Annotated in this window: 19 protein-coding genes, 5 tRNA genes and 3 pseudogenes; 20 read left to right on the plus strand and 7 right to left on the minus strand. The window is 39.8% G+C overall.

Annotated elements, in window-relative coordinates:
• The first annotated feature begins 344 nt into the window (after window positions 1-344).
• From groES to IC572_RS03815, 8 genes are all read left to right on the plus strand, one after another.
• The gene (gene groES / locus IC572_RS03780; protein ID WP_187855131.1) at window positions 345-701 is read left to right on the plus strand and encodes a co-chaperone GroES; all 357 of its coding nucleotides are present in this window, start codon (window positions 345-347) and stop codon (window positions 699-701) included.
• A gap of 25 nt (window positions 702-726) precedes the next feature.
• Window positions 727-2,367 (plus strand): chaperonin GroEL, encoded by a 1,641-nt coding sequence (groL, locus tag IC572_RS03785; protein ID WP_001040278.1) that lies wholly within the window; start codon window positions 727-729, stop codon window positions 2,365-2,367.
• 275 nt (window positions 2,368-2,642) lie between these two features.
• The gene (gene hopZ / locus IC572_RS03790) at window positions 2,643-4,694 is read left to right on the plus strand and encodes a Hop family adhesin HopZ (RefSeq protein WP_232263333.1); all 2,052 of its coding nucleotides are present in this window, start codon (window positions 2,643-2,645) and stop codon (window positions 4,692-4,694) included.
• Between the two features lie 418 nt (window positions 4,695-5,112).
• A tRNA-Lys gene (locus IC572_RS03795) sits at window positions 5,113-5,188 on the plus strand.
• A gap of 10 nt (window positions 5,189-5,198) precedes the next feature.
• Window positions 5,199-5,273: transfer RNA gene (locus IC572_RS03800), tRNA-Glu, on the plus strand.
• Window positions 5,274-5,313: 40 nt separating this feature from the next.
• Window positions 5,314-5,389: transfer RNA gene (locus IC572_RS03805), tRNA-Val, on the plus strand.
• Window positions 5,390-5,431: 42 nt separating this feature from the next.
• A tRNA-Asp gene (locus IC572_RS03810) sits at window positions 5,432-5,508 on the plus strand.
• 63 nt (window positions 5,509-5,571) lie between these two features.
• Window positions 5,572-5,647: transfer RNA gene (locus tag IC572_RS03815), tRNA-Glu, on the plus strand.
• 13 nt (window positions 5,648-5,660) lie between these two features.
• On the opposite strand, the gene panC is transcribed toward IC572_RS03815, so the two are convergent.
• Entirely contained in the window at window positions 5,661-6,491 is an 831-nt protein-coding gene (panC, locus tag IC572_RS03820; protein WP_187855132.1) for a pantoate--beta-alanine ligase, read from the minus strand.
• Window positions 6,492-7,175 carry an orotidine-5'-phosphate decarboxylase gene (gene pyrF / locus IC572_RS03825; protein ID WP_187855133.1) on the minus strand — a complete coding sequence of 228 codons (684 nt, stop codon included), beginning with the start codon at window positions 7,173-7,175 and terminating at the stop codon, window positions 6,492-6,494.
• A 122-nt stretch (window positions 7,176-7,297) separates the two neighbouring features.
• On the opposite strand from pyrF, the gene IC572_RS03830 reads away from it, so the two are divergent.
• From IC572_RS03830 to IC572_RS03865, 8 genes and pseudogenes are all read left to right on the plus strand, one after another.
• Window positions 7,298-7,963, plus strand: a complete 666-nt coding sequence (locus IC572_RS03830; protein WP_187855134.1) for a carbonic anhydrase — start codon at window positions 7,298-7,300, stop codon at window positions 7,961-7,963.
• Window positions 7,950-8,780 carry a 3-deoxy-8-phosphooctulonate synthase gene (kdsA, locus tag IC572_RS03835; RefSeq protein WP_187855135.1) on the plus strand — a complete coding sequence of 277 codons (831 nt, stop codon included), beginning with the start codon at window positions 7,950-7,952 and terminating at the stop codon, window positions 8,778-8,780. Before IC572_RS03830 ends, kdsA begins: the two co-directional genes overlap by 14 nt.
• 9 nt (window positions 8,781-8,789) lie before the next feature.
• Window positions 8,790-9,260, plus strand: coding sequence for a 6,7-dimethyl-8-ribityllumazine synthase (gene ribH, locus IC572_RS03840; protein WP_131142177.1), 471 nt, complete (start codon window positions 8,790-8,792; stop codon window positions 9,258-9,260).
• Window position 9,261: 1 nt separating this feature from the next.
• On the plus strand, window positions 9,262-9,678 hold the full coding sequence (gene nusB, locus IC572_RS03845) for a transcription antitermination factor NusB (RefSeq protein WP_000235752.1): 417 nt from the start codon (window positions 9,262-9,264) through the stop codon (window positions 9,676-9,678).
• A gap of 129 nt (window positions 9,679-9,807) precedes the next feature.
• Window positions 9,808-10,370 (plus strand): annotated as a pseudogene (locus tag IC572_RS03850) (flagellar biosynthesis protein FlgG).
• 259 nt (window positions 10,371-10,629) lie between these two features.
• The gene (locus tag IC572_RS03855; RefSeq protein WP_000323696.1) at window positions 10,630-11,391 is read left to right on the plus strand and encodes a YaaW family protein; all 762 of its coding nucleotides are present in this window, start codon (window positions 10,630-10,632) and stop codon (window positions 11,389-11,391) included.
• A gap of 84 nt (window positions 11,392-11,475) precedes the next feature.
• Window positions 11,476-11,616: a hypothetical protein gene (locus tag IC572_RS03860; RefSeq protein ID WP_000071340.1), complete on the plus strand. Its 141-nt coding sequence runs from the start codon at window positions 11,476-11,478 to the stop codon at window positions 11,614-11,616.
• A gap of 468 nt (window positions 11,617-12,084) precedes the next feature.
• A pseudogene (locus IC572_RS03865) lies at window positions 12,085-12,989 on the plus strand (YaaW family protein).
• Between the two features lie 98 nt (window positions 12,990-13,087).
• On the opposite strand, the gene flgG reads toward IC572_RS03865, so the two are convergent.
• From flgG to pdxJ, 4 genes are all read right to left on the minus strand, one after another.
• On the minus strand, window positions 13,088-13,876 hold the full coding sequence (gene flgG / locus IC572_RS03870; RefSeq protein ID WP_000946437.1) for a flagellar basal-body rod protein FlgG: 789 nt from the start codon (window positions 13,874-13,876) through the stop codon (window positions 13,088-13,090).
• A gap of 179 nt (window positions 13,877-14,055) precedes the next feature.
• Window positions 14,056-15,078: a tRNA (adenosine(37)-N6)-threonylcarbamoyltransferase complex transferase subunit TsaD gene (gene tsaD / locus IC572_RS03875; RefSeq protein WP_187855136.1), complete on the minus strand. Its 1,023-nt coding sequence runs from the start codon at window positions 15,076-15,078 to the stop codon at window positions 14,056-14,058.
• Window positions 15,079-15,294: 216 nt separating this feature from the next.
• On the minus strand, window positions 15,295-16,218 hold the full coding sequence (gene pdxA, locus IC572_RS03880; RefSeq protein ID WP_187855137.1) for a 4-hydroxythreonine-4-phosphate dehydrogenase: 924 nt from the start codon (window positions 16,216-16,218) through the stop codon (window positions 15,295-15,297).
• A 1-nt stretch (window position 16,219) separates the two neighbouring features.
• Window positions 16,220-17,008 carry a pyridoxine 5'-phosphate synthase gene (pdxJ, locus tag IC572_RS03885; RefSeq protein WP_187855138.1) on the minus strand — a complete coding sequence of 263 codons (789 nt, stop codon included), beginning with the start codon at window positions 17,006-17,008 and terminating at the stop codon, window positions 16,220-16,222.
• Between the two features lie 136 nt (window positions 17,009-17,144).
• Here pdxJ and wecA point away from each other — a divergent pair, with 136 nt between their 5' ends.
• The 4 genes and pseudogenes from wecA (at window position 17,145) to IC572_RS07910 (ending at window position 20,352) form a co-directional block, all read left to right on the plus strand.
• The gene (gene wecA / locus IC572_RS03890; protein ID WP_187855139.1) at window positions 17,145-18,155 is read left to right on the plus strand and encodes an undecaprenylphosphate N-acetylglucosaminyl transferase WecA; all 1,011 of its coding nucleotides are present in this window, start codon (window positions 17,145-17,147) and stop codon (window positions 18,153-18,155) included.
• Window positions 18,152-18,748 (plus strand): lipid A 4'-phosphatase, encoded by a 597-nt coding sequence (gene lpxF / locus IC572_RS03895; RefSeq protein ID WP_121013240.1) that lies wholly within the window; start codon window positions 18,152-18,154, stop codon window positions 18,746-18,748. Before wecA ends, lpxF begins: the two co-directional genes overlap by 4 nt.
• Window positions 18,749-18,757: 9 nt before the next feature.
• Window positions 18,758-19,186 carry a hypothetical protein gene (locus IC572_RS03900; RefSeq protein WP_187855140.1) on the plus strand — a complete coding sequence of 143 codons (429 nt, stop codon included), beginning with the start codon at window positions 18,758-18,760 and terminating at the stop codon, window positions 19,184-19,186.
• A gap of 48 nt (window positions 19,187-19,234) precedes the next feature.
• A pseudogene (locus tag IC572_RS07910) lies at window positions 19,235-20,352 on the plus strand (glycosyltransferase).
• A gap of 31 nt (window positions 20,353-20,383) precedes the next feature.
• On the opposite strand, the gene metI reads toward IC572_RS07910, so the two are convergent.
• Entirely contained in the window at window positions 20,384-21,031 is a 648-nt protein-coding gene (gene metI, locus IC572_RS03910) for a methionine ABC transporter permease (RefSeq protein WP_033587815.1), read from the minus strand.
• Window position 21,032: the final 1 nt, after the last annotated feature.

Below are 21,032 nucleotides of genomic sequence, written 5' to 3' on the forward strand. Positions count from 1 at the left end.
AACTTTGATTTTTAATAGAATGCGCTAAAAAGCGAATGGATTAGGTAGAATTACATTCAAATACCTAACGGCTAAGCACTTACATCTCCGCCCTAAAGGACGGAGTTTTTCGTGCTAGTGGGATAAAATCTTAAAAATCTTTATTGACAACGCCCTCCTTTTCTAATCCTTATATTTTTAAACTAATGAAACTTGATACAAATAGACTTAATAATCCTTATAATTATAATCTTATGTTTGGTTTTATGGCTTGACTTATCCCTAAAAATGCGCTATAGTTGTGTCGCTTAATAACAATAAGCGCTAAATTTCTATTTTATTTATCAAAACTTAGGAGAACTGAAATGAAGTTTCAACCATTAGGAGAAAGGGTCTTAGTAGAAAGACTTGAAGAAGAGAACAAAACCAGTTCAGGCATCATCATCCCTGATAACGCTAAAGAAAAGCCTTTAATGGGCGTAATCAAAGCCGTTAGCCATAAAATCAGTGAAGGTTGCAAATGCGTTAAAGAAGGCGATGTGATCGCTTTTGGCAAATACAAAGGCGCAGAAATCGTTTTAGACGGCACTGAATACATGGTGTTAGAACTAGAAGACATTCTAGGTATTGTGGGCTCAGGCTCTTGCTGTCATACAGGTGATCATGACCATAAACATGCTAAAGAGCATGAAGCTTGCTGTCATGATCACAAAAAACACTAAAAAACATTATTATTAAGGATACAAAATGGCAAAAGAAATCAAATTTTCAGATAGCGCAAGAAACCTTTTATTTGAAGGCGTGAGGCAACTCCATGACGCTGTTAAAGTAACCATGGGGCCAAGAGGCAGGAACGTGTTGATCCAAAAAAGCTATGGCGCTCCAAGCATCACCAAAGATGGCGTGAGCGTGGCTAAAGAGATTGAATTAAGTTGCCCGGTGGCTAACATGGGCGCTCAACTCGTTAAAGAAGTAGCGAGCAAAACCGCTGATGCTGCCGGCGATGGCACGACCACAGCGACCGTGCTGGCTTATAGCATTTTTAAAGAAGGTTTGAGGAATATCACGGCTGGGGCTAACCCTATTGAAGTGAAACGAGGCATGGATAAAGCCGCTGAAGCGATCATTAATGAGCTTAAAAAAGCGAGCAAAAAAGTAGGCGGTAAAGAAGAAATCACCCAAGTAGCGACCATTTCTGCAAACTCCGATCACAATATCGGGAAACTCATCGCTGACGCTATGGAAAAAGTGGGTAAAGACGGCGTGATCACCGTTGAAGAAGCTAAGGGCATTGAAGACGAATTAGATGTCGTAGAAGGCATGCAATTTGATAGAGGCTATCTCTCCCCTTATTTTGTAACCAACGCTGAGAAAATGACCGCTCAATTAGATAACGCTTACATCCTTTTAACGGATAAAAAAATCTCTAGCATGAAAGACATTCTCCCCCTATTGGAAAAAACCATGAAAGAGGGCAAACCGCTTTTAATCATCGCTGAAGACATTGAGGGCGAAGCTTTAACGACTCTAGTGGTGAATAAATTAAGAGGCGTGTTGAATATCGCAGCGGTTAAGGCTCCAGGCTTTGGGGACAGGAGAAAAGAAATGCTCAAAGACATCGCTATTTTAACCGGCGGTCAAGTCATTAGCGAAGAATTAGGCTTGAGTCTAGAAAACGCTGAAGTGGAGTTTTTAGGCAAAGCCGGAAGGATTGTGATTGACAAAGACAACACCACGATCGTAGATGGCAAAGGCCATAGCGATGATGTTAAAGACAGAGTCGCGCAAATCAAAACCCAAATTGCAAGCACGACAAGCGATTATGACAAAGAAAAATTGCAAGAAAGATTGGCTAAACTCTCTGGCGGTGTGGCTGTGATTAAAGTGGGCGCTGCGAGTGAAGTGGAAATGAAAGAGAAAAAAGACCGGGTGGATGATGCGTTGAGCGCGACTAAAGCGGCGGTTGAAGAAGGCATTGTGATTGGCGGCGGTGCGGCTCTCATTCGTGCGGCTCAAAAAGTGCATTTGAATTTACACGATGATGAAAAAGTGGGCTATGAAATCATCATGCGCGCCATTAAAGCCCCACTAGCTCAAATCGCTATTAACGCTGGTTATGATGGCGGTGTGGTCGTGAATGAAGTAGAAAAACACGAAGGGCATTTTGGTTTTAACGCTAGCAATGGCAAGTATGTGGACATGTTTAAAGAAGGCATTATTGACCCCTTAAAAGTAGAAAGGATCGCTTTACAAAATGCGGTTTCGGTTTCAAGCCTGCTTTTAACCACAGAAGCCACCGTGCATGAAATCAAAGAAGAAAAAGCGGCCCCAGCAATGCCTGATATGGGTGGCATGGGCGGTATGGGAGGCATGGGCGGCATGATGTAAGCCCCCTTGCTTTTTGTATCATCTGCTTTTAAAATCCCTCTTCTAAAATCCCCCCTTTTGGGGGGCTTTCATTTGATAAAACCGCTCGCTTTTAAAAACGCGCAACAAAAATCTCTGTTAAGCTTTTATCATTAGCGCTCCATTAAAACAAAATCTAAAAACTCTTTCCAATACCACCCAAACAAACGCGCAAAAAATGCAAAAATTCTAAATTTTCTCCAAATGACAAAAAAAAAAAAACGATTTCATGCTATAATGCTTTTAATACATTCTTAATGTATAAAATTCCAATCACTCAATTTAATTTCAAGGAGAATATTTATGAAAAAAACCCTTTTACTCTCTCTCTCTCTCTCGCTTCATCGCTTTTAAACGCTGAAGACAACGGCTTTTTTATCAGCGCGGGCTATCAGATCGGTGAAGCCGCTCAAATGGTGAAAAACACCGGCGAATTGAAAAAACTCTCAGACACTTATGAGAATTTGAGCAACCTTTTAAACAATTTCAACAACCTCAATCAGGCGGTAACGAACGCGAGCAGCCCTTCAGAAATCAATGCGGCGATCGATAATTTAAAAGCCAACACGCAAGGGCTGACTGGCGAAAAAACCAATTCCCCGGCGTATCAAGCGGTGTATTTGGCGTTGAATGCTGCGGTGGGGCTGTGGAACGTGATAGCCTATAATGTCCAATGCGGTCCTGGTAAGAGTGGGCAAGCAAGCGTAACCTTTGATGGCCAACCAGGACACAATTCAAGCTCCATCAATTGCAATTTAACCGGTTATAACAACGGGGTTAGCGGCCCTTTATCCATTGATAATTTTAAACAGCTTAATCAAGCTTATCAGGTTCTTCAACAAGCGTTAAAACAAGGGGTACCCACTTTGAACAACACGAATCAAAAGATAGAAGTCAAAGTAACAACGCAAACTAATGGATCTAATAAAAGTGAAACTACTACTACTACTACTACTACTAATGACGCTCAAACCCTTTTGCAAGAAGCCAGTAAAATGATAAGCGTCCTCACTACAAACTGCCCATGGGTCAATCACAATCCAGGACAAAATGGAGGCGCGCCGTGGGGTTTAGATACGGCAGGGAATGTGTGTCAGGTTTTTGCCACGGAATTTAGCGCCGTTACTAGCATGATCAAAAACGCCCAAGAAATCGTAACGCAAGCTCAAAGCCTTAACGCTAACCAAAACAATCAAAACGCGCCACAAGATTTCAATCCTTACACCTCTGCTGATAGGGCTTTCGCTCAAAACATGCTCAATCACGCGCAAGCGCAAGCCAAGATGCTTGAACTAGCCGCTCAAATGAAAAAAGACCTTAACGCTATCCCAAGCCAATTTATCACAAATTACTTGGCAGCTTGTAGAACTGATGGCACAACACCTAATCAAGGGGTTACTAACAACACTTGGGGGGCCGGTTGCGCGTATGTGGAAGAGACGATAACGGCTTTAAACAACAGCCTTGCGCATTTTGGCACTCAAGCCGAGCAAATCAAGCAATCTGAGTTGTTGGCGCGCACGATACTTGATTTTAGAGGCAGCCTTAGCACTTTAAACAACACTTATAACAGCATCACCACGACCGCTTCAAACACGCCCAATTCCCCATTCCTTAAAAATTTGATAAGCCAATCCACTAACCCTAATAACCCTGGGGGCTTACAGGCCGTTTATCAAGTCAACCAAAGCGCTTATTCGCAATTATTAAGCGCCACGCAAGAATTAGGGCATAACCCTTTCAGACGCGTTGGATTAATCAGCTCTCAAACCAATAATGGTGCCATGAATGGGATCGGCGTGCAAGTGGGCTATAAGCAATTCTTTGGTGAAAAAAGAAGATGGGGATTAAGGTATTACGGCTTTTTTGACTATAACCATGCTTATATCAAATCCAGTTTTTTCAACTCCGCCTCTGATGTGTTCACTTATGGGGTAGGAACAGATGTCCTCTATAACTTTATCAACGATAAAGCCACCAAAAACAATAAGATTTCTTTTGGGGTGTTTGGGGGTATCGCCTTAGCCGGCACTTCGTGGCTCAATTCCCAATACGTGAATTTAGCGACCTTCAATAATTTCTATAGTGCTAAAATGAACGTGGCAAATTTCCAATTCTTATTCAATTTGGGCTTGAGAATGAACCTCGCTAAAAACAAAAAGAAAGCGAGCGATCATGCCGCTCAGCATGGCGTGGAATTGGGCGTGAAGATCCCCACGATCAACACGAATTACTATTCTTTGCTAGGCACTCAACTCCAATACCGCAGGCTTTATAGCGTGTATTTGAATTATGTGTTCGCTTACTAATATCTGGCTCTTTGTGAAACTCCCTTTTTGAACCCTCTTTCTTTTTAGGGGGTCAAGCGTAAAATTCACCCCTATCCCTTTAGAAAATAAAATAAAAGAAAATGCGTTTTACAACAAAATGAGATCTAAACAATAAAACAAAACCCCATTTTTTAAAAATGAAATTTTTTAAACAAAAAAGCATTAAATCCTAATAAGATTTGTTAGATCTTGATAAAGCTTTTTTAAAACCCCAAAAACAATACTAACCAATAACAAAAACGCATCTATTGTGATCCTTATAGCATAAAACCAAGTTTTTATTTAAGCAAAAATCTGTTATGCCGTTTTAAAAGCGTGTCGTTTCTATAAAAACCGCAATATTTTTCAGTTATTCTTGACAAGCGTTAAAAAAAATTGTATCATTATCTTTTTGTGAGACCCGTTAGCTCAGCTGGTAGAGCAATTCCCTTTTAAGGAATGGGCCGTTGGTTCAAATCCAACACGGGTCACCATGAGCATCGTGGCTCCTTCATCTAGTGGTTAGGATACCACCCTTTCACGGTGGTTACAGGGGTTCAAATCCCCTAGGAGTCACCACTCTTTTATACGGGTTTAGTTGGATTTATCTCAATATTTTGGTCGCTTAGCTCAGTTGGTAGAGCGCTACCCTTACAAGGTAGATGTCATAAGTTCGAGTCTTATAGCGACCACCATGACTAATCTTCAAGCTATTTTAGGCTATGGGGTTTGGATAGGGAGCGGTAGTTCAGCTGGTTAGAATATCTGCCTGTCACGCAGGGGGTCGCGGGTTCGAGTCCCGTCCGCTCCGCCACCAAGAACTTTTTAAATCATTTTCTACGCTTTATTTCCAATATAATAGTCAATCGTTAAAAATGACCCTTTCATCTAGTGGCCAAGGATACCACCCTTTCACGGTGGAAACGGAAGTTCAAATCTTTCAAGGGTCGCCACAAAGATTTCAAACTACACCCACAAATTATCTAAAAGCCTGGTTTTACCCGCACGAGCCGCCACTAAAATGAGCGTGTTAGCCGGCTCTATGGTTTTTAAAGGCTCTAGCTTGTGGTTACAACATTCCAAATAATCCACTTCTAAATTTTTTAAAATTTCAAGCCCTAGTTTTTTAAGCTTTTCGCACGCTTTTTCGCCCTTATCTATGGCCTGCTTGATATTTTCTAAAGCTTTTGGAATGGCTAGGGCTTGTTTTCTTTCTGTGGCATTCAAATACACATTCCTAGAGCTTAAAGCCAAATGATCGCTATCGCGCATAATCTCGCATGGCGCTATTTCAATGTCTAAAAGCAAATCTTTAACTAAATGCTGGATGATTAAAAGCTGTTGGGCGTCCTTTTTGCCAAAATACGCTCTGGTAGGATTGATAAGATGGAACAATTTTAACACGACCTGAACAACCCCATCAAAATGCCCCTTACGCACCGCTCCCTCTAAAGAATGGGATAAAAATTTAGGGGCGTAGAGTTTTAGGCGTTGCTCTATTTCATAGGGATACATTTCGTCAATTTTAGGCAAAAATACCGCATTAACGCCCAATCCTTCACATAAAGCCAAATCCTTTTCTAAAGGGCGCGGGTAAGCGCTAAAATCTTCGTTAGCCCCAAATTGCGTGGGATTGACAAAAACGCTTACAATCGTGTGGGAATTTTCTTTCAAACTCCTTTCTATCAGGCTTTGATGCCCTTTGTGTAAAGCCCCCATAGTCGGCACAAACCCCACGCTTTCTTTCAAACTTTTACGATATTCTCTTAAAGCAGCAATCGTTTCTAACACCCGCATTTAACAATCCTTTAAAAGCTCTAAAACCACTTCTCTAGGCTCTTTAGCCTGATAAATGGGGCGGCCCACCACGATAAAATCGCTTGAATTTTGTTTAGCTTCTTTAGCGTTCGCCACCCTTTCTTGATCTTCTTTATCGTTTTGATCCAGCCTTATGCCAGGGGTTAAAGTCAAAAAGTCCTTACCTAAAGCCTCTTTAATCGCTAAGCTTTCAAACACCGAACACACCACCCCATCAATCCCACTCTCTTTACCCATAGCGCTCAATTTTATCGCTTGCGTTTTTAAAGGGGCGTTATACACCATCAAAAATTCCTCTTCGCTAAAGCTGGTTAAAGCGCTCACGCCCATAATCAAGGGGCGTTTTTTAAGAGCGTTTAAGCGTTGCATTAAAATGGTTAGCGCGCTTTTAGCGCTGCTTAAATGCACGGTGAGCATGTCAATTTCTAATTTCGCGCATTCTAGCGCGGCATTTGCCATAGTATAAGGAATATCATAAAGCTTCAAATCCAAAAAGATCTTAAAATTTTCATCAATCTTTCTGATTTCATCTAAAAAAACAGCCCCATCCCTTATAAAAGATCTAAGCCCCACCTTAGCCCATAAATCTAAGCCTTTTAATTCTTGCAATAAAGAAAGGTTGTCCTCTTTTTTTTCTAAATCCAATGCGACACATAATTGCATGAAAGCCCTTTAAAGTGTAAAATAACGCCATTATAACAAAAAGAAATGCAAGATTTTTAGCTATGATTAGCGTTTTAAAATGAAAACCAAGTTTAAAAAAAATGAGATTTAAGGGTTAAAGAGTGAAAGCGTTTTTAGGAGCGTTAGAGTTTCAAGAGAATGAATATGAAGAGCTTAAAGAGCTTTATGAGAGTTTAAAAACCAAGCAGAAGCCCCACACTTTGTTCATTTCTTGCGTGGATTCACGAGTCGTGCCTAATCTAATCACTGGCACCCAACCGGGCGAATTGTATGTGATCTGCAACATGGGCAATGTGATCCCCCCTAAAACAAGCTATAAAAAGTCCCTTTCTACTATTGCGAGCATTGAATACGCTATCGCGCATGTGGGCATTCAAAACTTAATCATTTGCGGGCATAGCGATTGTGGGGCTTGCGGGAGCATTCATTTAATTAATGATGAAACCACCAAAGCTAAAACCCCTTACATTGCAGATTGGATACAATTCTTAGAGCCTGTTAAAGAAGAATTAAAAAACCACCCGCAATTCAGCAACCATTTCGCCAAGCGTTCATGGCTTACAGAGCGTTTGAATGCGCGCTTGCAACTCAACAACCTCTTAAGCTATGATTTCATTCAAGAAAGAGTAATAAATAACGAATTAAAAATTTTTGGTTGGCACTATATCATAGAAACAGGCAGGATTTATAATTATAATTTTGAAAGCCATTTTTTTGAGCCGATTGAAGAAACCATTAAACAAAGGATAAGTCATGAAAACTTCTAGCACAAAAACCCCTAAATCCGTTTTAATCGCTGGGCCATGCGTCATTGAGAGTTTAGAAAATCTAAGAAGTATCGCTACTAAACTACAACCCCTAGCCAACAACGAGCGGTTGGATTTCTATTTCAAAGCGAGTTTTGATAAGGCGAACCGCACGAGTTTAGAGAGCTACAGAGGGCCTGGTTTAGAAAAAGGCCTAGAAATGTTACAAACCATCAAAGATGAATTTGGCTATAAGATTTTAACCGATGTGCATGAGAGCTATCAAGCAAGCGTGGCAGCCAAAGTAGCGGATATTTTACAAATCCCGGCGTTTTTGTGCCGCCAAACGGATCTGATTGTAGCAGTGAGCCAGACTAACGCTATTGTCAATATCAAAAAAGGGCAATTCATGAACCCAAAAGACATGCAATATTCTGTCTTAAAAGCCCTTAAAACAAGAGATAGTAGCATTCAAAGCCCCACTTATGAAACGGCGTTGAAAAATGGCGTGTGGCTGTGTGAAAGGGGGAGCAGCTTTGGGTATGGGAATTTAGTGGTGGATATGCGTTCTTTAAAAATCATGCGAGAGTTTGCACCGGTGATTTTTGACGCTACCCATAGCGTGCAAATGCCAGGGGGAGCGAATGGGAAAAGTTCAGGAGACAGCTCTTTTGCCCCTATTTTAGCCAGAGCGGCGGCTGCGGTGGGGATTGATGGGTTATTCGCTGAAACGCACATTGATCCTAAAAACGCCCTAAGCGATGGGGCGAACATGCTCAAACCTGATGAGTTAGAACAATTAGTAACCGACATGTTAAAAATCCAAAATTTATTTTAAAGGAATTTCATGCGAATCATAGAAGGGAAATTGCAATTACAAGGGAATGAAAAAATCGCTATTTTAACCTCGCGCTTCAATCATATCATCACAGACAGATTAAAAGAAGGGGCGATGGATTGCTTTAAAAGGCATGGGGGCGATGAGGATCTTTTAGACATCGTGTTGGTGCCTGGGGCTTATGAATTGCCTTTGATTTTAGACAAATTGTTAGAGAGCGGAAAATACGATGGCGTGTGCGTTTTAGGAGCCATTATTAGAGGGGGGACTCCGCATTTTGACTATGTGAGCGCGGAAGCGACTAAGGGCATTGCCAGTGCGATGCTCAAATACAGCATGCCGGTAAGCTTTGGCGTGCTTACCACGGACAATATTGAACAAGCGATTGAAAGAGCGGGCAGTAAAGCCGGCAATAAGGGCTTTGAAGCGATGAGCACCCTCATTGAATTGTTGAGCTTGTGCCAAACCCTCAAGGGTTAAAATGGCGACACGAACTCAAGCCAGGGGGGCTGTGGTTGAATTGTTGTATGCGTTTGAGAGCGGTAATGAAGAAATTAAAAAAATCGCTTCCAGCATGTTAGAAGAAAAAAAGATTAAAAACAACCAGTTGGCTTTTGCCTTAAGCCTTTTTAATGGCGTGTTAGAAAGAATCAATGAAATTGACGCTCTCATTGAACCGCATTTGAAAGACTGGGATTTCAAGCGATTAGGGAGCATGGAAAAGGCGATTTTACGCTTAGGAGCGTATGAAATTGGCTTCACGCCCACACAAAACCCTATCATCATCAATGAATGCATAGAGCTTGGCAAACTCTACGCTGAGCCTAACACCCCTAAATTTTTAAACGCTATCTTGGATTCTTTGAGCAGAAAGCTCGCTCAAAAACCCTTGAATTGAGGGCGTTTTATATTTAATAGTTTTAAAAAATGATGCTATAACCACTAATCACTAATCACTCATCACTTCACTAAAGAGGGGGTTGGTGGGATTTGAGTGAGCGGTAGAAATAAATTAAAGGAGCAAGTTGTGATTTATATGTTAGTTGTATTTTTTTCCATGATTAGCGTTTTTCTTGAAGGGTAGAGTTTTTTCGGCTGTATTCAGCTTTATTCTTTGGATCATTTTTGGTTATAATATTTTTGCTTTTGTTTTTTCAGGAGGTGGAGTTTTCGGTATTTCTTTGATTTTAGAGTCATTTTTTTTGTGGGTAATACTGACTGTTTGGTGCTGTTTAGTCATGCATTCAGATCAGAAGCAAGAAGACATGGAACAACTTATTAATGTTATTAATGGAATTGTTAAAGCAAATTCCGGTAAATCTTTACACCTAGAAACACAACAAACAAATGAAGCTAATGATATGAAACAATCTATTGGTGAAACCTCTAAAACAAATTCTAACGAAGCTGATGCAACCCGCATTCTTATTTGTGTATTTATTTTCTTTTTAGCCATTATTTTATTAGTTGCTTTTTTTATAAAAGGAGGATACCAATTAAGCAATAACCCAAGCATTGATGCTAAAAACCCTAGCCATAAGAATTACAAAAAAAAATGATAATAACCGCTCCAAATCGCTTAACCCATAATAACCCTGAATAAAAGGGCAAAAAGTAAAGGTTAGAAAAAATGGGGATAAAAATCCCCCTTTAATGTTTAATGTTTAAAAGAATTGATGCTTTAAAGCAATCTTAAGAGCGTTGGGCTTTTGAGTTTAAGCCTTTTTAGAATATTAAGTATAGTTTTAGACAAATGATATTAAAATCAGTAATCACTTTAGAAAAACAGCGATGGGGTGCGAAAAGTCGTTTGTTTTTAATAAGTGATAAAACAATATAAAGGAATAATATGGCATACAAATATGATAGAGACTTGGAATTTTTAAAGCAACTGGAATCTAGTGATTTATTGGATTTGTTCGAGGTGCTTGTTTTTGGTAAAGACGGCGAAAAAAGACACAATGAAAAACTGACAAGCTCTATAGAATACAAAAGGCATGGCGATGATTACGCTAAATACGCAGAAAGAATCGCTGAAGAGTTGCAATACTATGGGAGCAATAGTTTTGCGAGTTTCATTAAAGGCGAAGGAGTCTTATACAAAGAAATCCTATGCGATGTGTGCGATAAATTAAAGGTCAATTACAACAAGAAAACCGAAACGACTTTAATTGAACAAAACATGCTTTCTAAAATCTTAGAAAGAAGTTTGGAAGAAATGGATGATGAAGAAGTGAAAGAAATGTGCGATGAATTGTCCATAAAAAACACGGACAATTTAAACAGACAAGCCTTAAGCGCGGCGACTTTAACGCTGTTTAAAATGGGAGGCTTTAAATCTTATCAATTAGCGGTCATTGTTGCGAATGCGGTCGCAAAAACCATTCTAGGGCGTGGTTTATCGCTTGCGGGCAATCAAGTGCTTACAAGAACTCTGAGCTTTTTAACAGGTCCTGTTGGCTGGATCATTACAGGCGTATGGACAGCGATTGATATTGCAGGGCCGGCTTATAGGGTAACCATACCGGCATGCATTGTGGTTGCCACTTTACGCCTAAAAACACAGCAAGCCAGTGAAGATAAGAAGTCGTTGCAAATAGAATCCATTTAAGCTTTTTTTTAGGGAAAAGGGTATAGAATGGAGACCTAGATGCGAAAACGCATCTAGTTTTTATTTTAATTTAAGGGAGACACAATGAGTAACAGTTGCAGCAATCAAAACCACAATCAAAAAGGTGATGCTAAAAATCAAAACAGCGAAAGTTGTCAAAAAAATAGCCAAAACCAAGCTAATCAATGCAACGCTAACCACGAACATAAAAACGATAAAAAATAAGGGTTAGAGGGTTAAAGGAGGGGGTTTCTTGTGCCAAAAATCAAAGTGGCGTTTCATTAAATTAGCCCTACCCAAAGAAAAAATCAATAAATTTCTGCTTCCAAATCAGATTTGTTTTACATTATTAACATTCGCTTTATTGATATAACGAGTGAAATCGCCATCGCTAACGCTAGAATTAGGCATTCCTATCCAAAATGATAAAGCGTATCAAAACATTTTAATTATTATCATCATTCTTTGGTTGTAAATCAATAAAACCCATTAGCATTTGTAACGCAATATTCATGCGCAGTTAGCGGGTGTGCTTGATCTTTTTAGGGCGTTAGACATGATTTTAAAAAATGATGCTGTAATCACTAATCACTAATCACTAATCACTAATCACTAAAAAAGGGTTTGGTGGGATTTGAGCAGGCGGTAGAAATAAAATTAAAGGGATTGCATGGCTACAGATACGATAGCGATTTGGCATTTTTAAAGCGATTAAGCTCTAGCGATTTGAAAGATTTGTTTGATGCGCTTGTTTATGACAAAGATGGCGAAAAAAGATTTACTGAAAGATTAACGCTTTCAGAAGAATACAAAAGACATGGCAATGATTACGCTAAATACGCAGAAAGAATCGCTGAAGAATTGCAGTGTTATGGGGGCAATACTTTTATTAATTTTTTTAGAAACGAAGGGGTCTTATACAAAGAGATTTTGTGTGAAGTGTGCAATAAATTAAAAGTCAATTACAACAAAAAGTCTGACACAACTTTGATTGAAGAAAACATGCTCTCTAGCATTTTACAAAAAAGTTTGGAAAAAATGAGCGATGAGGAGATTAGAGAGCTTTGCGATGAATTGGGCATGACAAATATTGATAAAGTGATTGGTGAGAACAAACAAATCCTAATCGCATCTGTTTTAATGCTGTTTAAAGCGGGTGGCTCTCATTCTTATGCGTTGGCTGTATCTGTTGCAGATGCAATGGTAAAAAAACTCTAGGGCATGGTTTATCATCTGTGGTGGGTAAAGTCGCGCTTAAAAAAACTCTAGGCATTTTAGCTGGCCCTATTGGTTGGGTCATTACAGGCGCATTAGTGAGCGTCAATCTTGCAGGGCCGGCTTATAGGGTAACCGTGCCTGCATGCGTTTTGATCGCCGCCTTACGCAAAAAATTGAAAGCGAAATAAGAAGCAAAACAGAAAGCTGAACAAGAAGCAAATAAAATTAAGAAAATGTGGTATCTAGCTATTACTTTTCTTATTGGTCTAGCTGTTTTAGCTGTTTTTTTCATCAAAGGAAAACACCATTCAAGCAATGACCCAAGCAATAACCCAAAAAGCGGTGTTGAAAACCTTAAAAACCCTAGCCACAACAATTAAAGAATGGCAACAACCGCTCCAAAACACAAAACCACCCCAAGCACAAAAACAACAAGGGAGCGGAGGTTAAAGAGCGTTAAGGAGAGTAAAATCCCCTTTTAGCGTTTGAGAGAATTGACCGTCTGGAGCATGGCGTCAGCGGTTTGAATGCTTTTAGAATTGGCTTCATAAGCCCTTTGAGCGGTGATTAGATCGGTCATTTCTTCTACCAATCTCACATTACTAAGCTCCAAAAAGCCTTGCCTTAACTTGCCTAAGCCTTGAGAATCCGGGTTGCCCACAATCGCATCGCCGCTAGCGTTGGTGATGGAAAACAAATTATCCCCCATAGAATGAAGCCCCGCTGGGTTGACAAAATTAGCCAAAGTGATTTGCCCAATCACATTAGAAGTCGTTTGCAAGCCTTGAGTCACGCTCACCGTGCCATCCACACCGATATTTACTTGCGTGGTGTCTTCAGGCAAAGTGATTTGAGGGATGAGGAGATAGCCCTCGCTTGTTACAAGATTGCCCTGCTCGTCTAGCTTAAAATTCCCGCTTCTTGTATAAGCGGTGGTGCCATCAGGCAATTGGACTTGAAAAAAGCCTTTGCCCGTAATGGCGACATCTAAATTATTTTCCGTTTCTTTAGGGCTGCCTTGCGAAAACATTTTGGTAATCGCGCTAGGGCGCACGCCTAAGCCCACTTCCATGCCATCTGGCGATAAAGTCGTGTTGCTTGTGTTGGTGCCGGCGTATTGCATCGCTTGGTAAAACAAGTCGTTAAAATCCGCACGAGATTTTTTAAATCCGGTGGTATTGACATTGGCGATATTGTTTGAAGTGGTGTCAATGTGCGTTTGTTGGGCGAGCATCCCTGAAGTGGCGCTATAGAGAGAGCGGAGCATGATTTTACCTTTAAACTAAAACTTAACAACCTAAAATTGTAACCAAAATAAGATTAAATTTGACTAAAACATGCTTTTTTAACACCCTCTTTTTTAAGCTCTTGCCTCAAAATAACCGATACTTGACGCTATTGATAAATTTTAGGGCGTTTTATCATGCGCTTTCTTTTTGTATCCATTCACTCAAAACTTTTTAACAGCGTTCTTGGCGAAATGTTAGCCTTTTCTAAAGGGACAAAGCGCTTTTTTTGATAAGCTTCTAGGCTGGATCGCCCTATCATGGCGGCATTATCGCTGCAAAATTCTAAAGGGGCTAAAACAAGCTTGCAATCAAACGCATCGCACAAGTTTTCAAACGCCTTTCTTAAAGCAAGATTCTGGCTCGCTCCCCCCACAATGCCAAAAATTTTAGGGCGTTTGATTTTAAAATAGCGTTTGGTTTGCTGGATTAAATGCTCAATAGCCACGCTTTGAAAATGATAGCCAATCTTTTGTTTTACCTCATCATTCAAGTTATGGGCGTTTTTTTCAACCTCCAAACGCACCGCATTTTTTAAACCTGAAAAACTAAAAGCCAGATTCGGGCTGTTTTTTAAAGGGATAGAAAACATTAAAGGCTCGTTTGGATGCGCATAATCAAGGGCTAATTTTTCCACTATAGGGCCTCCTGGATAGCCTAAATCAAGCATTTTAGAAACCTTATCAAAACTCTCCCCAAAGCTATCGTCCAAACTCGTGGCAACGATTTTAATATTCTCATAATCTCTAGCCTCTAAAATCAAAGAATGCCCCCCAGAGACTAAGAGCACGCTTAAAGGCATGCAGGTTTGTTTTTCATTGATAAAGAGCGAATACACATGCCCTCTCAAATGATCTTCTAAAATCAAGGGCAAATTCAAAGACAAACTCAAGGCTTTTGCCATCATCAAACCTTCTATTAAAGTAACGCTCAAACCTGGCTGATTCGTGATAGCGATGGCTTTGAGCTTGGAAAAATCCTTATTCAAGCTTATTTTAATGCGTTCCAATAAAAGCGGCAAATTCTCAGCATGCAAGCGCGATGCAAGCTCAGGCACAACGCCCCCATAAGAGCTGTGGTGCTTTTCTTGAGAGATTTTAAAATGAGCGATAAGTTGAGCGTCCTTTATTCTTGTAAGGGCTAAAGAGCTGTCATCGCAAGAACTTTCAATGCTTAAAATCATGTCTTTATCTTTGGGTGGTGTTTTTGCTTGAATTATACCTTGTTAGCAACACTCTAAAGCCTTTAAACCAAAACTAAAAAGTGGATTTACAAAAATACCAATGACAAAAATACCAATGAATAGAAAGCTAGAATTAAACATTGAGCATGAAGAATAAAGAGATGAAATCTAAAATTAAAGCTTTGAATGAAATAAGCCCCTTTTTAGAAAAAGCCTTTAAGCTAAGTATTTGATCGCGTTCAAATAGCTTTTGTTGTTCGCTTTGTTTTGATAAGCAATATCAAACGCCGTGCCGTGGTCAGTGGAGGCGCGTAAAATGGGGGCGTTCAAACTCACATTGATGCTTTCATCAAAATAGAGCGCTTTTAAAGGGGCTAGCCCCACATCATGGCTCATGCTCACATAAAAGGGGGTTATTTTGCGTTTATTAGGGGCAAAAGCGCTATCAGCCGGTAAGGGCCCCAAAAAGCATTCAAAGCCCAGCGTTTGGTTGCTCTTTTGAATGGCTTTTAAAATCTTTTCATCTTCTTTTCCAAACAAGCCCTCTTCACCCGCATGGGGGTTAAAACCACACACTTGAACGATTTTGGCTTGAGTGCTTTTTTGAAACGCTAATAAAAACTTAACTAACGCCTCTACTTGAATGAGTTGAGAAACCGCGCTTAAAGGCACATGGTCGCTAAATAGCCCCACAAAGAGTTTTGAACACCCAAGCATCATAATAATTTGATGATCTTTATAGCGTTGTTTTAAAAAATCGGTATGCCCCATAAAAGGGATTTGAGCTTGTTGCCATGCGAGTTTGTTGATAGGCAAAGTGCAAATGCCATCCACTTCTTTACTATCCGCTAACTCGCAAGCCTTTTTAAAACTCTCAAAACTATACGCCCCGCTTTGAGCGCTGACTTTGCCTATCGTGCTAGAGTTTAATAAGGGTAAGGGGGCATCAATAGCGAGCGCATTAAGCGTTTTAGTTTCATAAGCGTTAGCAAGCAATTGATTGGCCCGCTCTAAAAGTTCGCCATCAATGAGATACAACGGCTCACAAAGCACGCTCACTTCCTTATGGCTTTTTAAAATCAATTCTAAGCCTACGCCTTGAATGTCCCCGCAACTGATCGCAATTTTCTTTTTAGCCATTTTATCGCTTGATAAGTTGCGCCATTTCTAAAATCGCTTTTTCTAAGCCCACTAAAACCGCTTTTGAAACCACGCTATGACCGATATTAAGCTCTCTTAAAGAGGGGATTTTTAACAATTCTTTCACATTAGTATAATTCAACCCATGCCCCGCGCACGCCGTGATGCCCATAAAAAACGCTTCTTTGCTCATCCTCCTTAATTGCAAAAAGGCGTTGTGCAATTCTTCTTTCAATTCTTTGGGGCATTTGTCTTTGAGCGCGCTAATGGCATGGATTTGATTGTTAGCGTTAGAATATAAAGCGTTGTGCAAATTCGCATACACCCCAGTGTGGAACTCCACTTGCTTGACTTGATGCTCCCTTGCAAAATGCAGAGAGTCTTTTAAAGGATCAATAAACAAAGACACTTCAATGCCTTTATTGTGATACGCTCTAATGACCTCTCCTAAACCCTTTAATGAGCAATCCAATCCCCCCTCTGTCGTAACCTCATTTCTGTTTTCAGGCACGATCGTAACTTTACTGGGCTTATTTTTCAAAGAGCATAAAAAATCAGTGATTTCAGCATTAATAGAGCATTCAATATTAATAGGCAAGGGGCTTATTTCAAGCAACTTCAAAACATCTTCATTTTGAATGTGCCGTCTGTCTTCTCTTAAATGAATGGTGATTAAATCCACTTTATGGGTGTTTTTAGCGATGAACAGAGCCTCTAAAATCTCAGGCTCATAAGTCTTTCTTATCTCTCTTAAAGTCACAATGTGATCAATATTCAATCCAAAACGCATGGCTATCCTTTATTTTATAATAATGATTTTTGGAATTGTAACATAAAACCCGCTTCTTACACCTATAAGATTTTATCATCAAGCTATCTTTTGCTATAATACCAAAAAACAAAATACCAATTAAATCCAATAAAAAGTGTTGTGGGTGCTATATTTTTTAACCAGTTTATTTATTTGCTCTTTGATTATTTTGTGGTCTAAAAAATCCATGCTCTTTGTGGATAACGCTAATAAAATACAAGGCTTCCATCATGCAAGAACCCCACGAGCCGGGGGGCTTGGGATCTTTCTTTCTTTTGCGTTGGCTTATCTTCTTGAGCCTTTTGAAGCGCCTTTTAAGGGGTTTTTTGTTTTCTTAGGGCTATCGCTAGTGTTTTTGAGCGGTTTTTTAGAAGACATTAACCTTTCATTAAGCCCCAAAATACGCCTTATTTTGCAAGCCGTAGGGGTTATTTGCATCATCTCATCAACGCCTTTAGTGGTGAGCGATTTTTCGCCCCTTTTTAGCTTGCCTTATTTTATCGCTTTTTTATTCGCTATTTTTATGCTGGTGGGTATCAGCAACGCTATTAATATTATTGATGGGTTTAACGGGCTTGCATCAGGGATTTGCACGATTACTCTTTTAGTCATCCATTATATAGAGCCTAGCAGTTTGGCGTGCCTATTAGCTTACATGGTGCTTGGGTTTATGGTGTTAAATTTCCCTTTAGGAAAGATTTTTTTAGGCGATGGGGGGGCGTATTTTTTGGGTTTGGTGTGCGGGATTTCCCTTTTACATTTGAGTTTAGAGCAAAAAATCAGCGTGTTTTTTGGGCTCAATTTAATGCTTTATCCGGTCATAGAGGTGCTTTTTAGTATCCTAAGGCGCAAAATAAAACGCCAGAAAGCCACCATGCCGGATAATTTGCATTTGCACACCCTTTTATTTAAATTCTTGCAACAACGCTCTTTCAATTACCCCAACCCTTTATGCACGCTTATCCTTATTCTATGCAACCTGCCTTTTATTTTAATAAGCGTCTTTTTCCGCTTAAATCCTTACGCGCTCATTGTCATTAGCCTGGTCTTTATCGCATGCTATTTAATAGGCTATGCTTATTTGAACAGGCAAGTTTGTGCTTTAGAAAAGCGAGCGTTTCAATGAAAAAGCTCAAAAATCTTTTTTTGATCCTGCTCTTATGGGTCTATCCTTTAAGGAGTGAGCCGATCAATGAGGGGGCATACATTTTAGAAGAGATTGGCGATGTGCTTAGGTTTTTGCCTATTTTTGTAGGCACGGTTAGTTTGGCGATGCGCGATTATAGAGGGTTAGGGGAATTAGCGGTCGGCACATTAGTCACTCAAGGCGTGATTTATGGCCTTAAAGGAGCTTTTAGCAACGCCCATAAAGATGGGGCTAGAGTGGAATTTGCTAAACGCCCATGTTGTAATTCTTGGAGAGGCATGCCAAGCGGGCATGCTGGGGGGGCGTTTAGCGCGGCTGGGTTTGTGTATTACCGCTATGGGTGGAAGCCGGCTCTTCCTGTGATCGCTCTTGCAATCCTCACTGACGCTAGCAGAGTGGTGGCAAGACAACACACGATCTTGCAAGTTACGATCGGCAGCCTTATCGCATGGGGGTTTGCTTATTTATTCACTTCACGCTACAAACCTAAGCAATGGATGCTCTACCCTGAAATTTCTAGCGATTTTAAGGGCAGTAGCCGCTATGGGGTGAGCTTTTCTTATCGATGGTAAAGGGATAAAGTGCTAAAAAAATTATTATTCATTGCGCTCTTTTTAGGGTTTTTAAGAGCGGAAGGCGAACATTATGAAATCATCGTTGAGCTTTCAAAGGCTTTTTTGAAAGCCCAAGAAGTTTTGACTGCGATCCATCAAGCTTATAAAACCTGCATAGAAACCGGGCATGATCGCACCCAAATACGCCTTCAAAGCGCTTTTTTAGAGAACTTGTCTCAAACAGAACAGCAATTTGATGACTATTTTGAAAAGGATTTTAAAAGCGTAGAAGTTTTAAAAACCTTGCTTAAAAACCTCCAATCGTTAGAAAAAACTTCCAACAAACTCGCATGCGTTGCCCCAAAAAACGCTAAAAATTTTGAAATTTTAGAGGGAGCGATAACGCAAATCATAGACTTAGAAAAACAGATGGATAAATTTATCAATAAAAACTAACATAAGCTATGATATAGTTTATTTTCACAAAATCTCCAAGGAAAATTGATGCAACATGAAATCCCTATTGCCTTTGCCTTTGATAAAAACTACCTAAAAACAGGGGCTGTTGCCCTTTACTCACTGCTTGATGCCCATCGTGCAGTTGAAAGAATAATTTTTAGTATCTATGTATTCTATAGCGGTTTGAATGAAGATGATTTAAACAGGCTCCAAGAAACTATCAAGCCTTTCAAACATTTTGCCACTTTAAAATGCCAAGATATTAGTGCCACTCTTGATTCTTTGCCCACCATCACGGATAGCACATGGGTTAATCGCTATTCTAGAATGATTTTGGTTAAATACTTTCTCCCTAGTTTATTCCCCCAATACAGCAAAATGATTTGGTCTGATGTGGATGTGGTCTTTTGCAGAGCTTTCGCTGATGATTTTATCGCTTTAGACACAAGCGAATCTTTTCATTTGAGTGGTGTGATAAGTTTAGTATCACAATCAGTTACAGAGGGGTTTTGGTTTTGCAATTTGGATTACATGCGAGAGCACTCTTTTACCCAACAGGTCTTAGAAAAATTTAAAATTCAAGTAATGCGTCCATATTTTAAAGAACCTACATTAATACACCATTTGCATGCCTATATTAGAGAACTTCCCTTACATTATTGTGTTTTGCCTTATTATTATTAAGAAGAACTTGATGATTTGAGACATAAAGCTTCCTTGCCCATTTGCTTTAAAATCATCCACCAAGACAAACCCAATGAATTTATCTATCGCCAGCAAATCCCCTATGAGATCTCTCAAATTCAAGACATTCTTTCAAACCCTATTATCATGCACTATGAATCTGATAAAGATACTCTTGGAATCTACAGTGGCAAACCTCGGGAGTTCCCTTTAGGGAATCAATACCACCTGTGGTTAGAAATGCTTGCACACACTCCATTTTGGAAAGACTTCACTCTAGAAATGCAAAAAAACGCGTAGAATACCAAGATATTGCTCAAAAAATCCATTATTTTTCTCAAGATAAGCGTCTTTATGAAGTGAGCATACGCTCCATTAAGGTTTTTGCATCTCATTACTATAATTTAGTGATCAAAGAACGATGGTCTAAACCGATAAAAACTTTCTTTCAAAAAAAATTTTTTCAAAAAAAGTTCTAATTTGTTGGAATCACAAGGCGAAACCAAATCCCTAATACTTATGCTTTCTTAGGCGTTTCACCACATAATCCCCTGTGCTTTGAATGATTTGCACTAAAACAATAATCACGACCACCGCATAAAAAAGCACATCGCCCCTATAACTTTGATAGCCAATCCTAATAGCTAAATCCCCCAAGCCCCCAGCCCCTAACGCTCCTGCCATAGCCGAATAGCCTATTAAAGAAATTAAGGTGATGGTGATATTATTCGCTAAAGAGGGCAGGCTCTCTAAAAGCATCATTTTAACGACTTCCAAATGAGACGCTCCCAAACTTAAAGTGGTTTCAATCTTGCCATGCTCTACTTCCATTAAAGAATTTTCAAAAAGCTTTGCGACAAAAGGAATGGCTGAAATGGCTAGCGGGATAATGCTTGCGCTAGAGCCAATGCTCGTGCCAATCAAAAAGCGCGATAAAGGCAAGAGCAAAATAATGAGAATGATAAAAGGGAAAGAGCGAGTCATGTTGATAGAAGTGTCTAAAATTTTATGCAAAAGGGGTTTGTTTAACAAATGCCCTTTTTTACTCACTAACAATAAAACCCCCAAAGGCAAGCCAAAAACAACCGCCAAAAAGCTCGCTACAAACACCATATAAAGCGTTTCTAGCGTGGCTTGAATGAGCATTTGAGAAATCATT

The organism is Helicobacter pylori, from assembly GCF_014496485.1.
Lineage (GTDB): Bacteria > Campylobacterota > Campylobacteria > Campylobacterales > Helicobacteraceae > Helicobacter > Helicobacter pylori_DD.

Coding starts and splice junctions, on each gene's coding strand:
- groES (WP_187855131.1), top strand. CDS start 345: ATGAAGTTTCAACCATTAGGAGAAAGGGTCTTAGTAGAAAGACTTGAA.
- groL (WP_001040278.1), top strand. CDS start 727: ATGGCAAAAGAAATCAAATTTTCAGATAGCGCAAGAAACCTTTTATTT.
- hopZ (WP_232263333.1), top strand. CDS start 2,643: ATGTATAAAATTCCAATCACTCAATTTAATTTCAAGGAGAATATTTAT.
- panC (WP_187855132.1), bottom strand. CDS start 6,491: ATGCGGGTGTTAGAAACGATTGCTGCTTTAAGAGAATATCGTAAAAGT.
- pyrF (WP_187855133.1), bottom strand. CDS start 7,175: ATGCAATTATGTGTCGCATTGGATTTAGAAAAAAAAGAGGACAACCTT.
- kdsA (WP_187855135.1), top strand. CDS start 7,950: ATGAAAACTTCTAGCACAAAAACCCCTAAATCCGTTTTAATCGCTGGG.
- ribH (WP_131142177.1), top strand. CDS start 8,790: ATGCGAATCATAGAAGGGAAATTGCAATTACAAGGGAATGAAAAAATC.
- nusB (WP_000235752.1), top strand. CDS start 9,262: ATGGCGACACGAACTCAAGCCAGGGGGGCTGTGGTTGAATTGTTGTAT.
- IC572_RS03855 (WP_000323696.1), top strand. CDS start 10,630: ATGGCATACAAATATGATAGAGACTTGGAATTTTTAAAGCAACTGGAA.
- IC572_RS03860 (WP_000071340.1), top strand. CDS start 11,476: ATGAGTAACAGTTGCAGCAATCAAAACCACAATCAAAAAGGTGATGCT.
- flgG (WP_000946437.1), bottom strand. CDS start 13,876: ATGCTCCGCTCTCTCTATAGCGCCACTTCAGGGATGCTCGCCCAACAA.
- tsaD (WP_187855136.1), bottom strand. CDS start 15,078: ATGATTTTAAGCATTGAAAGTTCTTGCGATGACAGCTCTTTAGCCCTT.
- pdxA (WP_187855137.1), bottom strand. CDS start 16,218: ATGGCTAAAAAGAAAATTGCGATCAGTTGCGGGGACATTCAAGGCGTA.
- pdxJ (WP_187855138.1), bottom strand. CDS start 17,008: ATGCGTTTTGGATTGAATATTGATCACATTGTGACTTTAAGAGAGATA.
- lpxF (WP_121013240.1), top strand. CDS start 18,152: ATGAAAAAGCTCAAAAATCTTTTTTTGATCCTGCTCTTATGGGTCTAT.
- metI (WP_033587815.1), bottom strand. CDS start 21,031: ATGATTTCTCAAATGCTCATTCAAGCCACGCTAGAAACGCTTTATATG.